The organism is Pseudomonas halotolerans (assembly GCF_039581215.1).
In the GTDB taxonomy this organism is placed as follows: domain Bacteria; phylum Pseudomonadota; class Gammaproteobacteria; order Pseudomonadales; family Pseudomonadaceae; genus Aquipseudomonas; species Aquipseudomonas tehranensis.
Genome location: NZ_JBCNTJ010000002.1, coordinates 508641 through 523843, shown reverse-complemented (window position 1 = coordinate 523843; position 15203 = coordinate 508641). Strand labels below are relative to the sequence as shown.

General features: G+C 59.9%; 12 protein-coding genes. 5 read left to right on the top strand and 7 right to left on the bottom strand.

The window, feature by feature from the left end:
* Nucleotides 1-291: 291 nt before the first annotated feature.
* Nucleotides 292-489, bottom strand: a complete 198-nt coding sequence (locus AAIS01_RS04805) for a YbdD/YjiX family protein (RefSeq protein WP_047230563.1) — start codon at nt 487-489, stop codon at nt 292-294.
* Between the two features lie 16 nt (nt 490-505).
* The gene (locus AAIS01_RS04800) at nt 506-2566 is read right to left on the bottom strand and encodes a carbon starvation CstA family protein (RefSeq protein WP_343468021.1); all 2061 of its coding nucleotides are present in this window, start codon (nt 2564-2566) and stop codon (nt 506-508) included.
* A 354-nt stretch (nt 2567-2920) separates the two neighbouring features.
* Between AAIS01_RS04800 and AAIS01_RS04795 the strand changes: the two genes are divergently transcribed.
* Both AAIS01_RS04795 and AAIS01_RS04790 read left to right on the top strand, forming a co-directional pair.
* Nucleotides 2921-4282 carry a cache domain-containing protein gene (locus tag AAIS01_RS04795; RefSeq protein ID WP_343468020.1) on the top strand — a complete coding sequence of 454 codons (1362 nt, stop codon included), beginning with the start codon at nt 2921-2923 and terminating at the stop codon, nt 4280-4282.
* A 31-nt stretch (nt 4283-4313) separates the two neighbouring features.
* On the top strand, nt 4314-4946 hold the full coding sequence (locus tag AAIS01_RS04790; protein WP_343468019.1) for a response regulator: 633 nt from the start codon (nt 4314-4316) through the stop codon (nt 4944-4946).
* A gap of 22 nt (nt 4947-4968) precedes the next feature.
* On the opposite strand, the gene AAIS01_RS04785 is transcribed toward AAIS01_RS04790, so the two are convergent.
* Complete coding sequence (locus AAIS01_RS04785; protein ID WP_343468018.1) at nt 4969-6129, bottom strand: GGDEF domain-containing protein; 1161 nt, start codon at nt 6127-6129, stop codon at nt 4969-4971.
* 187 nt (nt 6130-6316) lie between these two features.
* On the opposite strand from AAIS01_RS04785, the gene AAIS01_RS04780 reads away from it, so the two are divergent.
* The 3 genes from AAIS01_RS04780 (at nt 6317) to AAIS01_RS04770 (ending at nt 9789) form a co-directional block, all read left to right on the top strand.
* Nucleotides 6317-7108, top strand: coding sequence for a transporter substrate-binding domain-containing protein (locus AAIS01_RS04780; RefSeq protein ID WP_092455584.1), 792 nt, complete (start codon nt 6317-6319; stop codon nt 7106-7108).
* A gap of 96 nt (nt 7109-7204) precedes the next feature.
* A complete protein-coding gene (locus tag AAIS01_RS04775; protein WP_343468017.1) occupies nt 7205-9079 on the top strand; it encodes a DUF294 nucleotidyltransferase-like domain-containing protein in 1875 nt (624 codons plus the stop codon).
* Nucleotides 9079-9789 carry a 3'-5' exonuclease gene (locus AAIS01_RS04770; RefSeq protein WP_343468016.1) on the top strand — a complete coding sequence of 237 codons (711 nt, stop codon included), beginning with the start codon at nt 9079-9081 and terminating at the stop codon, nt 9787-9789. The genes AAIS01_RS04775 and AAIS01_RS04770 overlap by 1 nt, the downstream gene beginning before the upstream one ends.
* Nucleotides 9790-9793: 4 nt before the next feature.
* Here AAIS01_RS04770 and AAIS01_RS04765 read toward each other — a convergent pair whose 3' ends face one another.
* From AAIS01_RS04765 to AAIS01_RS04750, 4 genes are all read right to left on the bottom strand, one after another.
* On the bottom strand, nt 9794-11464 hold the full coding sequence (locus tag AAIS01_RS04765; RefSeq protein ID WP_343468015.1) for a BCCT family transporter: 1671 nt from the start codon (nt 11462-11464) through the stop codon (nt 9794-9796).
* A 282-nt stretch (nt 11465-11746) separates the two neighbouring features.
* Nucleotides 11747-12766 carry a TRAP transporter substrate-binding protein gene (locus AAIS01_RS04760; RefSeq protein WP_092398627.1) on the bottom strand — a complete coding sequence of 340 codons (1020 nt, stop codon included), beginning with the start codon at nt 12764-12766 and terminating at the stop codon, nt 11747-11749.
* 56 nt (nt 12767-12822) lie between these two features.
* Nucleotides 12823-14103 carry a TRAP transporter large permease subunit gene (locus AAIS01_RS04755; RefSeq protein ID WP_343468014.1) on the bottom strand — a complete coding sequence of 427 codons (1281 nt, stop codon included), beginning with the start codon at nt 14101-14103 and terminating at the stop codon, nt 12823-12825.
* The gene (locus AAIS01_RS04750) at nt 14100-14648 is read right to left on the bottom strand and encodes a TRAP transporter small permease (RefSeq protein ID WP_092455575.1); all 549 of its coding nucleotides are present in this window, start codon (nt 14646-14648) and stop codon (nt 14100-14102) included. The genes AAIS01_RS04755 and AAIS01_RS04750 overlap by 4 nt, the downstream gene beginning before the upstream one ends.
* Nucleotides 14649-15203 lie beyond the last annotated feature (555 nt).

The following is a 15203-nucleotide window of genomic DNA, read 5'->3' as shown; positions in this document are numbered from 1 at the left end:
TTCTGTGGTGTAGGCAAATCCCGAGGCCATCCTAAAACAACTGTGGGAGCGAGCTTGCTCGCGATAGCGGTGGGTCTGCCACATCAATGGCGACTGACACGACGCCTTCGCGAGCAAGCCCGCTCCCACACGGGTTCTGTGGTGTAGGCAAATCCCAAGGCCACCCCAAAACAACTGTGGGAGCGGGCTTGCTCGCGAAAGCGGTGTGTCTGCCACATCAATGGCGACTGACCCGGCGCCTTCGCGAGCAAGCCCGCTCCCACAAGGGGGTACTTCAACCCAAGCGGTGCTTCAACAGCACTTGGGCCCGGCCTTGCCGCCATAACGGGCTTCCTGGCGTTCGCGGAAGAACGCCTCGTAGTCCATCAGCGGTTTGTCCGGGTGTTTGCTTTGCATGTGCTCGACGTAGTTGTCGTAGTCGGGCATGCCGACCATCAGGCGGGCGGCCTGACCGAGGTATTTACCGAGGCGACTCAAGTCATTGAACATCGTTGCAATCCTCGATTCAGGCGTCCGGCACAGCCTGGAATGGCGCTTCTTTATCCGTGCGTTCCTTGTGTCCCCAGGCGGCAATGCCGACCTTGAGCGCGTAGAACAGGATGCTGAAGACCACCAGCAGAAACAATACCGTCAGCGTGGCGTTGGTGTAGGCGTTGTACACCACATGTTGCATCTGCTCGATGCTCTTGGCCGGGGCCAGGATCTGGCCGGCGGCCAGGGCATCGTTGTATTTGCGCGCCAGGGACAGGAAGCCGATCGCCGGGTTGGCGTCGAACAGCTTGATCAGGCCCGCCGTGGTGGTGCAGATCAACAGCCAGACCGCCGGCAGCATGGTCACCCAGACGTAGCGCTGGCGCTTCATCTTGATCAGCACCACGGTGCCAAGCATCAGGGCGATACCGGCCAGCATCTGGTTGGAGATGCCGAACAGCGGCCACAAGGTGTTGATGCCGCCCAGCGGATCGATCACGCCCTGGTACAGCAAGTAGCCCCACATCGCCACGCAGCCGGCGGTGGCGATCAGGTTGGCGACCCAGGATTCGGTCCGCTTGAGGGCCGGCACGAACGAGCCCAGCAGGTCCTGCAGCATGAAGCGCCCGGCACGGGTACCGGCGTCTACCGCGGTGAGGATGAACAGCGCTTCGAACAGGATCGCGAAGTGGTACCAGAACGCCATGGTGTTCTCACCCGGCAACACCGAGTGCAGGATCTGCGCGATGCCCACCGCCAGCGTTGGCGCACCGCCGGCACGGGCCAGCACGGTGGTCTCGCCGATGTCATTGGCCACCGCCTGCAGCGCTTCGGGGGTGATTGCAAAACCCCAGCTGCTGACGGTCTGCGCCACGCTCACCACATCGCTGCCGACGATCGCCGCCGGGCTGTTCATGGCGAAGTACACGCCCGGCTCGATCACCGAAGCGGCGACCATGGCCATGATTGCCACGAACGACTCCATCAGCATGCCGCCGTAACCGATGTAGCGGGCGTTGACTTCGTTATCGAGCATCTTCGGCGTGGTGCCCGAAGAAATCAGCGCGTGGAAACCCGAAACCGCGCCACAGGCAATGGTGATGAACAGGAACGGGAACAGCCCGCCCTTCCACACCGGCCCGGTGCCGTCGGTGAACTGGGTCAGTGCCGGCATTTTCAGCTCGGGCATGGTGATCAGGATGCCGATCGCCAGGGCGACGATGGTGCCGATCTTCAAGAAGGTGGACAGGTAATCGCGCGGCGCCAGGATCAGCCAGATCGGCAACACCGCGGCGACGAAACCGTAGCCGATCAGCATCCAGGTGATCTGCACGCCGGTGAACGTAAAAGCCTCGGCCCAGACCGGGTCTGCGGCCACTTGCCCGCCGAGCCAGATCGAGCCCAGCAGCAACAGCACGCCGATGAGGGAGATTTCACCGATGCGGCCCGGGCGGATGTAGCGCATGTAGATGCCCATGAACATCGCGATCGGAATGGTCGCCATCACCGTGAAGATCCCCCACGGGCTCTCGGCCAGGGCCTTGACCACGATCAGCGCCAGCACCGCGAGGATGATGATCATGATCAGGAAGCAGCCGAACAGCGCGATGGTGCCGGGAACACGGCCCATTTCCTCACGCACCATGTCGCCCAGGGAACGACCGTTGCGACGGGTGGACAGGAACAGGACCATGAAGTCCTGCACGGCACCGGCCAGCACCACCCCGGCGATCAGCCAGAGCGTACCGGGCAGGTAGCCCATCTGCGCCGCCAGGACCGGCCCGACCAGCGGCCCCGCACCGGCAATGGCCGCGAAGTGGTGGCCGAACAGGATGTGTTTGTTGGTCGGGACATAGTCCAGGCCATCGTTGTTGAGCACGGCGGGGGTGGCCCGGCGCGCATCGAGTTGCATCACGTTATTGGCGATGAACAGGCTGTAGTAGCGGTAGGCGACCAGGTAGATGGCCACGGCTGCGACGACGATCCAGAGGGCGTTGATCGGTTCGCCGCGGCGCAAGGCCACGACACTCAACGCACAAGCTCCCAGAACAGCCACGGCAAACCAGGCAAGGTGTTTAACCAGACGGGTTGTCATTGCGTGTCTCCTGCCGATATCCAGTGGATTGCGGCGATTGTTTTTATAATGTGCCCCGACTATTCGGAGCGGGCCCAATATCCGTGGAAGGCGTCAATAAATAAATCCGCAGTACTACGTACGAGCCATCTACGTAGTTCTACGTAGACAACCCGTTTCCATCTGTGGGAGCGGGCTTGTTCGCGAATGCGGTGTGCCAGTCAACGAAGATGCCACTGACCTATCGCATTCGCGAGCAAGCCCGCTCCCACAGGTTTTGTGCCTAATGTCCGGTAGAGTTATTGAGCCCACGTAGGTTTGGCATATGATGCCCGCCATCCGCCTCTCCCCCGCCGAGCCTGGACAGGAGTACACATGCTGCTCAAACACAAAATCGTCGCCTTGGGAATTCTGCCCCTGGTACTGGCGATTGCCGTTATCTGCGCCTTGGTGATCTCGCTCAATCGCCAGTTGGGTGATCAACAGGCGCAATTGATCGAAGACAGCATCCTGGCCAGCAAGCGCGCCGAGCTGAAAAACTATGTGGAGATGGCGCAAAGCCTGATCGCCCCGCTGTACAACAACGGCCAGGGCGACGCACGCGCGCAGCAGCAGGTGCTGGAGGAACTGCGCAAGCTCAGTTTCGGCATCAATGGCTACTTTTTCGTCTACGACCGCCAGGGCCGCAGCCTGATGCATGCCCGCCAGTCCGAACTGGTGGGCCAATACCTCTGGGACATGAAAGATCCCCAGGGGCTGCCGGTGATCCAGGCCCTGCTCAAGAGCGCCGAATCCGGCGAAGGTTTCCAGCGCTACGCCTGGAACAAGCCCTCCTCCGGCCAGGTGACCGACAAGCTGGCCTATGTGGTGATGCTCGATCGCTGGGGCTGGATGCTCGGGACCGGAATTTACCTGGAGGATGTCGAGCGCGCCACCCAACAAGCCCGCGCTGAAGTGGCCCAAGGCATCCACACCACCATGCAGGCCATCGCCGCCATTGCACTGGTGGCGGTGCTGCTGGTGTTTGCCGGCGGCATGACCCTCAACGTCAGCGAACACCGCCTGGCCGACAAAAAACTGCAACGGCTGAACCAGCGCATCGTCAGCTTGCAGGAAGAGGAACGCGCGCGGGTGTCACGTGAGCTGCACGACGGCATCAGCCAATTGCTGGTGTCGATAAAATTCCAGTTTGAATTGGCCAGTCACGTCCTCGAAAAGGGGCAGGAAAACGGCCTGGGCATCCTGAAGAACGCGACAGATCGGCTGGGAGAAGCCATTGGCGAGATCCGCACCATCTCCCACGACTTGCGCTCCTCCCTGCTCGACACCCTGGGCCTGTCCGCCGCCATCGGCCAGCTCGCGGCCGAATTCCAGCAACGCAGCGGGCTTGAAGTGTCGTACAAAAGCAACGAATTCGATTGCCGCCTGGAACATGGAGCACCGGTTTCGCTGTTTCGCATTGCTCAGGAAGCCTTGACCAATATCGAGCGTCACGCCGGGGCGAAAAGTGTCGGTATCACCCTGTTCGGGTCCGGCCAGTCCTTGCGCCTGACGGTGGTGGATGACGGGATGGGTTTCAACGTCCCGCAGGTCGAACGTGGCCACGCCGGCATCGGCCTGCGTAATATCCGCGAGCGGGTCGAGCATTTCGGCGGACGGCTGGAAATGACCTCGGTGCCGGGACGAAGCGAGCTGGATATCCTGCTGCCCATGAACATGATGGCGACACAAAGCTGATGCGCGCCCAACCTGACAAGAGCACCTGCCGATGAACCCGCCCTCTGTGATCCGCGTCGCGCTGGTCGACGATCATTCCCTGGTCCGCGATGGCATCAGGGCCCTGCTGTCCGTCATGCCCCAACTGGACGTGGTGGGCGAAGCCGAGGATGGTGCACAGGCCATCGAGATGGTCGGACGCTGTCAACCCGACCTGCTGCTGATGGACATCAGCCTCAAGGACATGAACGGGCTTGAGCTGACCCGTCTGCTGGGCAAGCAATACCCCAGCCTCAAGATCCTCATCCTGAGCATGTACGACAATTATGAGTATGTGAGCGAGTCCGTGCGCTCCGGCGCCAGTGGCTACGTGCTCAAGAACGCCCCTTCGCGGGAAATCATCGCGGCCATTGAAGCCATCATCAGCGGTGGCACCTTCTACAGCGCCGAGATTGCCCAGCGGCTGGCCACCGACCCGACCACCGAGAACGAGCTGACGCCGCGCGAGAGCCAGGTGTTGTACAAAATGGTCCAGGGACTGAACAACAAGGAAATGGCCCGGGAACTGGACATCAGCGTGCGCACCGTCGAAACCCATCGCTTGAGCATCCGTCGCAAGCTCAACATCGATAAACCCGCGGCCCTGGTGAAATATGCGATCGATCACGGGATCATTTCGCGCTAGGAACCCGACTCACGCTCGCGGCCTATGACTGAACCTCGACGGGCCTATCGATCCGACCCGGGACTTCATCGGCCACCGTCCGATTGCGCCCGGTTCGCTTCGCCTGGTAAAGCAAGGTATCGACACGTTTGTAGAGATCCTGCCAGGTTTCCCTGGGGCCTAGACTCCCGACACCAAAGCTCGCGGTGACCGGGCCGACAGCCTCCAGTGTGGCCGAACCACCGTTCTCGATGGCCGTTCTCAAGCGCTCCGCGCACTCATGTGCTTCCCGGGCATCGGTGTCCGGCAGGAATACGGCAAACTCTTCGCCGCCGAGCCGACCGACGATATCCCGTTTGCGCGCCGAGACACGCAGCAACTGCCCGACCTCGCGCAAGACATTATCGCCCACATCATGACCATGGCTGTCGTTGATGTTCTTGAAGTTGTCGATATCGCACAGAGCCAGCGCTGTCATGCCGCGCCGGCTCTTCATCAGCAGCTGCGACACCCGATCCTCGAAGCCTCGACGGTTCAGGACGCCGGTCAGCGGGTCAAAATCGCGTTCGCGACGCAGGTCATCAATCACGTCGGCAATGGCCGCGGCGAGAATCACAAAGGCGAGCCCGACGCCGAGCACCGCCAGGGACAGCTGCAGCGCCTGCCAGAACACCGAGTTGGCGAAAGCGATCCGGTCCAGAGGCACCGACAGCCCGACGGTCAGCAGGGTCCGCGGAAAGAAATGCAACGCGAAGACCAGCAATACCCAGAACAGCGCCTTGTCGACGAGTCGCCCGCGTAACAGCGATCTGAGCTTGACCGCCGCCACAAGCAAAATCGCACCATACCCGAAGTTCTGGACGTAGATGCGCGCAAGCAGGTTACGGTCGATATAAAAGAACCAGGCCAGAGCCAGGGAAATGACGCACACCACGGCAACGTCCAGCCACCAGCCGAGGCGTTTTTGCGAACGCAGCAAAACGCCTTCGGCCACTGCCAGGACCGCCGAGGTATACAGCGCGCCGGACACAATGGCATTGGACCCGACCCCGGGAGGCCAGCCGAAAATCTGCGACATGGCGCCACATGCGAACAGGCCACAGCCACCGGCCAGGAGCAGCAGATAGTTGCGTTTTTTGTCGATAAGCCAGGCGCAGACGAACGCAATCCCGAAGACCGACAAGATCCCTGGGACCATCAACATAAGCGTAATTCTGACGACTGATGCGTCCATTCGAAACGTGTTTCTCCCCTGACCCAGGTCTGCAATCGCCCATGATGACAGAGGCAAAGGCAGCACACCTGCGAAGTTTGAGACTGCGATGACAGCCCGCCAACCTTTTCACTACACTGGCTGTCTTGTCCCCTCCCTTGCGAGACGTGCAATCCGTATGAAGAACATAACAAACACAATGACGTTCTGTGGTCTGCTGGTGTTCTGCGGCAACGCCCTAGCCGAACCAGCCCCTTCACACCTTGATCAGGTCCTGCAGCGCGGCGAGCTGAAAGTATGTACGACGGGCGACTACAAGCCTTACACCTACAAAGCCGAAACAGGTGAATACGAGGGGATCGACATTGACATGGCCCGTTCGCTGGCCGCCAGCCTCGGGGTCAAGGTTCAATGGGTGCAGACCAGCTGGAAAACCCTGATGCCGGATATGGTCGCCGGTAAATGCGATATCGGCATGGGTGGGATTTCCGTGACCCTGGAGCGTCAGAAAAAAGCGAACTTCAGCACCACACTGGATGTGGATGGCAAAATCCCACTGGTGCGTTGCGAGGACCAGGCGCGCTACCAGACCATTGAGCAGCTCAACCAGCCTTCGGTGCGCCTGGTGGAACCGGCCGGCGGCACCAACGAAGCGTTCGTCCGAGCGTTCCTGCCCAAAGGGCAACTCAAGTTCCACGACAACGTGACCATCTTCCAGGAACTGCTGGACAAGCGGGCCGACGTGATGATCACCGACGCCTCGGAAGCGCTCTATCAGCAGAAGCTCAAACCCGGTCTTTGCGCCGTCAACCCGAGTCAGTACTTGCAGTATGGCGAGAAGGCTTACCTGCTGCCGCGGGACGACATCACTTGGAAAATGTACGTCGACCAGTGGCTGCACCTGAGCAAAGCCAATGGCAGCTACCAGAAAGTCATCGGCCAGTGGCTGGCGGTGCCCCAGCAGCCGTGACAACACCGACGCCGCACACAAGCCGCTCATCCCGGGTTTGTGTGCGGCCCCAGGAACTGGCATGTTGGTCTCTCAATTGATCAGCCACGAGGTTCCATGCAGATCGAGTTACTGGAAATCAGCGAGCACCTGCATCGTTTTCCCCCTTTCGATGCCCTGCCCCAGCAAACCCTGGAGGCCATAGCGCAGCGCGTCGAAGTCAGCTACTTCAAGGCCGGCAGCGATATTCTCGAGGCAGGCTCCATCGTTCACGACCTGCATTATGTGCGCAGTGGCGCAGTCGAGATCTACCGGCGTAACGGCCAGTTGTACAACCGTCTGGTGGAAGGCGATATCTTTGGTCAGGCCAGCCTGCTGCGCAGCAACAAAGTGCGTTTTCCGGCGCGGGCCCTTGAAGACAGCCTGATCTACTTCATCCCGGCGGATGTGTTTGCCCAGCTGTGCGAGCAACATGACAGCTTCGCCGACTTTGTCGAGGCCGAAGGACACTCCAGGCTCAAGTCCGCCGTCGAGGCCCAGGGCCGCGCCAGCGAACTGATCCAGCTGAAATCCCGCGCGCTGATTTCCCGGGACCTGGTCTGGGTCACCCCGCACACCAGCGTTCACGAAGCGGCACGGTTGATGTCCCAGGAAAGTGTTTCCTGCGTCGTCGTCCTGGAACCTGCCGGACAACACCCGGAAAAAATGCTCGGTATTGTCACCGACCGCGACCTGCGCACCCGAGTAGTGGCCGCCAACCGCAGCGGCGATACCTGCATCGGTGAAGTGATGTCGACCGATCCGGTGGTCATCCAGGCCGATGACTCGTTGTTCGAAGCCATGTTGTGCATGCTTCGCAGCAACATCCACCACCTGCCGGTGGTGCACAAGGGGCGCACGCTGGGGTTGATCAACCTGTCGGACATCATCCGGCACGAGTCCCAGAGCAGTCTGTACCTGGTCAATAGCATCTCCAACCAGACGTCTGTCGAGGGCTTGCGCTCATTGTTGCGGGATCTGCGCGGCACCTACATTCGCATGGTGCGCGACGGTGCGACGGCTCACATGATCGGCAGCGCCATCTCGGGCATTGGCCGCGCCTTCACCCAGCGGCTGCTCGAATTGGCCGAACGAGAACTGGGGCCGCCGCCGGTTCCGTACTGCTTCATGGTGCTGGGATCGATGGCGCGGGATGAACAACTGCTGGTCACCGACCAGGACAACGCCCTGGTGCTGGATGATCGTTTCGACCCGGCCCTGCACGACGAATACTTCAGCAAACTGGCCACCTTTGTCAGCGACGGCCTGGCAGAGTGCGGTTACAGCTACTGCAAGGGCGGCATCATGGCCACCAACGCGCAATGGCGTCAGCCGTTACGAGTATGGCGCGCGTATTTCAGCCAGTGGATCGAAAAGCCCAATGCCGCCACTCTGCTCAACAGCTGCATCTTCTTTGACCTGGACGGGGTCTATGGGCAGTTGGAAATGGTCAATGAACTCAAGGCGCTCTGCGCTGAAAAATCCAAGGTGACACCCGCCTTCCTGGCGGCGATGGCCCGTAATGCCTTGAACCGCACGCCCCCCTTGGGTTTCTTTCGCACCTTCGTGATGGAAACTGACGGCAAGCAAAAACAGATCATCAATCTCAAGGGCCGTGGTACGGCGCCACTGACCGACCTGATCCGTATCCACGCCCTGGCCTGTGGGACCACGGCACAAAATTCCTTTGATCGTCTCGACGCCATCAGCACCACACAGCTGGTGCAACCGCAGGCCATTGAGCATCTACGCTACGCCTTGGAGTTTCTGTCGATGGTGCGTATCCGACACCAGGTCGATGCCATCGAACAGGGCCAGAAACCGGATAACTACATCGAACCGGAGCGTTTTTCCACCACTGAGCGGCACAACCTCAAGGAGGCGTTCCAGGTATTGAGCAATGCGCAGAAATTCCTGCGATTCCGCTACCCCGGCCACGCTCGGCCATCCTGATGAACAATCCGAAGGGGCAAGAAACGCTGGATTGGGCGGCACGTTTCAAAGTTCTGGCAGAACAAGCCCGCCACCCGCTTCTGCAACGGTTCTACCAACACGGGGTCATCGACGCCGCGACTGCGCTGGAGCAGGTGGAACTGCTGGCCATGGACCTTGAAACCACCGGCCTGAACGCGCGCACTGACAGTATCGTCAGCATCGGCCTGCTGCCGTTCACCCTTAGGCGCATACGCTGCGGCGAAGCCCTGTACTGGGTGATCAAGCCCTCGCAGCTCAGCCATGAGTCGGTGACGTTTCACCACATCACACACTCCGACATCCGTCATGCCCCCCGATTGCCGGACGTCATGGAGAAAGTGCTGGAAGCCATGGCGGGGAAAGTCATGGTGGTGCATTACCGGGCCATCGAACGCAACTTCCTGGACCAGGCGTTACGCAATCACCTTGGGGAGGGCCTGCACTTTCCGGTGATTGACACGATGCAGCTGGAAGCGCGGCAGGTGCGCGGTCAGCGCCGTTGGCTGGACCGACTGTTACGCCGTCCGCCCGAATCCATCCGGTTGGCGGACAGTCGCTTGCGCTACCACCTGCCGCCCTATCACGCCCACCATGCCTTGACCGATGCCCTGGCGACGGCCGAGCTGTTGCAAGCGCAAATAGCCACTCACTACAGCCCGTCCATCCCCATCGGCCAGCTGTGGGATTAAAAGGTCAGGTGCGCGGTTCCGACATCAATCCCTTGACCAGGGAAATACAACCCAACAGCAGGACAATGGCAAACGGTAAGCCGGTGGAAACCGCCATGGCTTGCAACGCGATCAAACCGCCGCCCAACAACAGCGCAATAGCGATCACACCTTCGATGATGGCCCAGAACACCCGCTGTGGAACGGGCGCATCGACCTTGCCGCCAGCGGTGATGGTATCGATGACCAGCGAGCCGGAATCCGAAGAGGTGATGAAAAACACAATCACCAGCACGATACCGAGCAGTGACGTGATTTCCTTGAGGGGGAGCCCTTCAAGCATGGCAAACAGCTTGAGCTCCAACACCGCATCCTTGACCCCGCTCAGCCCCTGGAGGGTGGCCTGGTCGATGGCGGTCCCGCCAAAGGTGGTCATCCACAATACCGATACCAGCGAAGGCACCAGCAGCACCGAGATCAGGAACTCGCGAACGGTACGGCCACGACTGACGCGGGCAATGAACATCCCCACAAACGGCGACCAGCTGATCCACCAGGCCCAGTAGAACGCCGTCCAGCCTTGGGTGAATTCAGTGTCCGTGCGACCGAAGGGGTTGGACAAGGCCGGCAGGTACTCGGCGTAGGTCACCAGGTTCTTGAAGAAACCGGTGAGGATCGCCACGGTTGGCCCCACCACGATAATGAACAAAAGCAACAGCAAGGCCAGGCCCATGTTGATTTCGGACAACAGCTTGACGCCCTTCTCCAGCCCGGCGAGCACCGACCACAGGGCAATCAGGGTGATGCCGATGATCAGCACGACTTTGCTCACGCTGGTCGATTGAATGCCAAACAGGTGTTCGATCCCCGCAGCGGCCTGCTCGGCACCGATGCCCAGCGACGTCGCCAGACCGAACAGCGTTGCGAATACCGCCAGAATGTCGATGATATGGCCGGGCCATCCCCAGACGCGCTCACCCAGCAGCGGGTAAAAAATCGAGCGTATCGAAAGTGGCAAACCTTTGTTGAAGGAAAACAGCGCCAGAGACAGCGCGACGATGGCGTAGATGGCCCAAGGGTGCAGACCCCAGTGGAAAATGGTCGCGGCCATGGCCAGGTCGGCGGAGGCTTTCACATCCCCCGCGGCACCGCCCAGCGGTGCCCAGTCGGTACGTGCCCCGCTGGCGTCGAGCGTGACACCGCCCATGGCGGCAGCGTAATGGGACATGGGTTCTGCCACACCGTAGAACATCAGGCCGATGCCCATCCCGGCGGCGAACAACATGGAGAACCAGCCCACATAGGTGTGGTCCGGCGTGGCATCCTGACCGCCCAATCGAACCTTGCCCAATGGCGAGACGATCAGCGCCAGACACAGCACTACGAAGATGTTGGCCACACTCATGAAGAACCAGGCCAGATGCTTGGTCAACCAACTGCGCATGGCGCTGAAAAGCGGTTCAACTTCATTCTGCAGCGCAAGCGTCACGATGACGAACAGCAGAATGGTCGCCGCGGAGATGATGAAAACTTTGCCGTGGATATCCAGGGAGAAAGAGAACTGACCTCGGATATTGTCTTGCCCGATCACGTAGTCGGTGTCGATGAGATTGGCTTTGCCGCTGGGGGCTGGTATCCCCTCTGTGCCGGTTGACTGGGGTTGTCCTGATAGATCGTCTACAGGGTTTTTTCCCACGAGAACCTCCTTTTGTTATCCGCGCGCTTGGGCGCGCATGGTCTGATAAGCCCCGCTGTTCCTATGGTAAAAACGAGATGTGTGCGCATGTATCTTAACAAGCTTATGAGCCAGTCTGGGACATTGCGGCCGTTCAAGCGTTCCCCGACTGGGAAAATGCCTCCTGCGCGGGCACCTCAAGGGGCCGGCATCACGGCTGGAAAAGCCTGAATCGCAAGGAAAAAAAAGGCGCCAGGATTGCCCCGGCGCCCGTTGATCAGCCGATGTGTCGCCCGGCTCAGCTCACTGCGCGGCGCGTACCTTGGCAATTTCGTCGTACATCATCTTCACCAGGTTGGCATCCAGGGACTTGGCGAATTTATCGATCACCGGTTGCACACGCTCACGAAAGCGATCTTTCTCGGCCGGGCTGATCTCGTTGAAGGTCATCGCGCCGGCCAATGTAGCTTTGGCCTTGTCCATGCTCGCAGCGGTGACTTCCCGCTGGAACTTCTGCGCCTCGGCGGCGGCCTGGCGGATCAGGTTCTTTTCATCGTCATTCAGACGGTTCCAGGTTTTCTGGCTGATGATCAGTGACTGGGGATTGAAGATGTGGCCAGTCTCCGACAGATACTTCTGCACCTCAAAAAACTTGTTGCCCTCAATCACCGTGAAGGGGTTCTCCTGACCGTCGATGGTGTGCTGCTCAAGGCCGGTGTAGACCTCGGGGAACGCCATCGGCACCGGGTTGGCACCCAGGGCGGAGAAGGTTTCCAGGTAGATCGGCGACTGGATCACGCGAATCTTCAAGCCTTGCATGTCTTCAAGCTTGGTCACGGGATGCTTGCTGTTGGTCAGGTTGCGGAAACCCAGGTCCCAGTAGCCCAGGCCAACCAGCCCTTTGCTGTCCAATTGCGCCGCCAGTTTCTGGCCGACCGGCCCGTCGATCACCGCGTGGGCTTCTTCGGCGTTGTTGAACAGGAAGGGAAAATCGAGCATCGCGAAATCCGCTGCCTGGGCGGCCAGGATGCCGGAGTTGAGCACGGTGATGTCCAGCGTGCCGCCCTGCAAGGCCGAGACCGTCTGCACGTCGCCACCCAGGGTTCCACCGGGAAACAGACGGACCTTGAGCTTGCCGCCGCTCTTCTCACTCAGCAGGTCGGCGAACTTCTGTGCGCCCTGCCCTTGTGGGTGCTCCTTGACGTTCTGGAACGCAAATCGCAGGGTACGCTCGCGGATCTCATCGGCGTGGCTGACCACGCTGCCCAGCAGCAGCCCCGTTGCACATGCCCCGGCCAACAAGGTTTTCATCAGTTGTCCCATGTCACTCTCCGATCATTATTGTTTTAGAAGTCGAGCTACTACCGCTTGCACCGGCGTCAACCGGTGAAGAATTTCAAAGGTCCCAGAACCAGTTGCGGAAACAGGACCAAAAGGAACAGCACCGCCAGTTGCGCGAGCAGGAACGGCCACACGCCCCGCACGATCTCTTCGATATTGAGTTTCGAAACCCCGCTCACCACATTGAGCACGGTACCCACCGGTGGAGTAATCAGGCCGATGGCGGTGTTGATGAGAAACAGCACGCCGAAATAAACCGGATCGATACCCGCCTGGGTCACCGCTGGCATCAGCACCGGGGTGAGGATGAGGATGGTGGGCGTCATGTCCATGACCGTTCCGACCATGATGATCAACAGCATGATCACCACCAAGAGCAAGGTCGGGCTGTCCATGAACGGCTCGAGCACGGCCGCCAACTGGCCCGGCAAGTCGGCAATGGTCACCAGCCACGAGGACACCATGGCCGCCGCCACCAGGAGCATCACCACCGAGGTGGTCTTGGCCGAGGACAGGATCACTTCGTACACCTGGCTGACTTTCATTTCCCGGTAGATGACCAGGGACACAAACAGCGAATAGACCGCTGCCACCACCGCCGCTTCCGTCGGGGTGAAAATGCCGAACTTCAGACCCAGGATGATGATCAGCGGCAGGCCCATGGCCCAACTGCCCTCGACCAGGGCCCGTATCACTTCGGCCCGCGAACGCTTGGGCGGTGTCTGCACATGCTCACTGCGGGAGATGAACCACCAGGCAATGGCCAGGGCGACACCGAGCATCAGCCCCGGCACGATTCCGGCCAAAAACAGCTTGGAAATCGATACCCCGGACGCCACGCCAAACACAATGAAACCAATGCTCGGTGGAATGACCGGGGCAATGATGCCTCCGGCGGCAATCAAGCCGGCCGAACGCGCCCGGTTGTGCCCCGCCAGCACCATCATCGGCACCAGCAAGGCCGCCAGCGCCGCGGCATCGGCCACTGCCGAACCCGAGAGCGAAGCCAACAGGCAGGACGCGATGATCGCCACATAACCCAGGCCGCCACGCTTGTGTCCCACCAGCGCCATGGCGATGTTGACGATGCGTTTGGACAGGCCGCCGGCGTTCATCACTTCGCCGGCCAGCATGAAGAACGGCACAGCCATCAACGGAAAACTGTCGGCGCCGTTAAGCAGGTTCTGGGCGATGATCTGTGCGTCAAACAGATCCAGGTAAAACATCAGCGCCACACTGACCACCAGCAAGGCGAATGCAATGGGAATGCCCAGCGCCATGCTGCCTATCAATGACCCGAGGAAAATAACCAGTGTCATGGGCGGGTACTCTTGATGGGGTTATGGGCGCTCGCCTCGGCGGCGTCGTTGTCCTTGACCATGACCATTTCGTCATCCCTGAGCTTGCCGAACAGCGCCAGGTAGAGCTCGTAGACCAGGATGGCGGCGGCACTGGCGCCGAACACCAGGCCGGCGGCGTAGAACAGCGCCATCGACAACCCCGAGGCCGGCGCGACCACATCCACGTTGATCACTGCCTGCTGCCAACTGCCGCTGAAGATCAACCAGCAGATGTACAGCATCATCAGGTGCCCGATCACCAGGCAGATGCGCTTGCCGGTCGGCGGCAGGCGTTTGACCAGACTGTCGAGCCCCAGATGGGCGCGGTCCTTGAGCGCCACCAGGGCGCCGAGAAAAATCATCCAGACGAAGAACCAGCGCGACAGCTCCTCCGAAACGCTGATACCGGAGTTGAAGGCGTAACGCAGCACCACATTGCCGAACACCAGCACGATCATTGCGACCATGCACAGCACAATCAGCAGTTTGAGCAGTTTGAAATACAGATCGACGACCTTTGTCATCTTGAAGACCTCCCGGACTTGTCGAGCGCCGGCATCCAGCAACCGGCGCGATAGGACCGCAACGATGGGCGGGAAGCTATCGGGTCAGGACACAGCAGCTGAGCGTTGTTCCGGGTCCGGAGCAACGAAGCGAGGGATAGGGGCTGAGCGCTTGCAGACGGGTACGCATGGGGGTTCCTCAATTTTTATTATGGTCTTGCTCAAGCTGAGCAAGAGGTGTTGCGCCTAAAATGTACCAACCGGTTAGTTCGGTCAATCACCTTGGCAGGAGCCTCACACAAAGCGTGCGATTATCGGATAAGCGCGTGGGCCGGCTTATCCGGTATTTTTCGTGTTCGACACAATGCTCGAGTGCGTTTTTTATTTATCAACAAACAACTTTCTTTATGAACTAGTCCAACACAAAACTGCTCAACCCCACTGATCCGAAAAACCAATAATAAAATTGAACCTTATTTAACTTCCGCACTTTAGCGCCGATCAGCCACCTCGCTAACATGTCCAACCTCGACAACAAACAGGCGTCATTTCAATGACAAACATCTAATCACCTTT

Excerpts from the sequence above, each read along its gene's own strand:
- AAIS01_RS04750 (WP_092455575.1), bottom strand. The coding sequence starts at position 14,648 with ATGACAAAGGTCGTCGATCTGTATTTCAAACTGCTCAAACTGCTGATT.
- AAIS01_RS04760 (WP_092398627.1), bottom strand. The coding sequence starts at position 12,766 with ATGGGACAACTGATGAAAACCTTGTTGGCCGGGGCATGTGCAACGGGG.
- AAIS01_RS04805 (WP_047230563.1), bottom strand. The coding sequence starts at position 489 with ATGTTCAATGACTTGAGTCGCCTCGGTAAATACCTCGGTCAGGCCGCC.
- AAIS01_RS04785 (WP_343468018.1), bottom strand. The coding sequence starts at position 6,129 with ATGTTGATGGTCCCAGGGATCTTGTCGGTCTTCGGGATTGCGTTCGTC.
- AAIS01_RS04795 (WP_343468020.1), top strand. The coding sequence starts at position 2,921 with ATGCTGCTCAAACACAAAATCGTCGCCTTGGGAATTCTGCCCCTGGTA.
- AAIS01_RS04755 (WP_343468014.1), bottom strand. The coding sequence starts at position 14,103 with ATGACACTGGTTATTTTCCTCGGGTCATTGATAGGCAGCATGGCGCTG.
- AAIS01_RS04780 (WP_092455584.1), top strand. The coding sequence starts at position 6,317 with ATGAAGAACATAACAAACACAATGACGTTCTGTGGTCTGCTGGTGTTC.
- AAIS01_RS04775 (WP_343468017.1), top strand. The coding sequence starts at position 7,205 with ATGCAGATCGAGTTACTGGAAATCAGCGAGCACCTGCATCGTTTTCCC.
- AAIS01_RS04770 (WP_343468016.1), top strand. The coding sequence starts at position 9,079 with ATGAACAATCCGAAGGGGCAAGAAACGCTGGATTGGGCGGCACGTTTC.
- AAIS01_RS04800 (WP_343468021.1), bottom strand. The coding sequence starts at position 2,566 with ATGACAACCCGTCTGGTTAAACACCTTGCCTGGTTTGCCGTGGCTGTT.
- AAIS01_RS04790 (WP_343468019.1), top strand. The coding sequence starts at position 4,314 with ATGAACCCGCCCTCTGTGATCCGCGTCGCGCTGGTCGACGATCATTCC.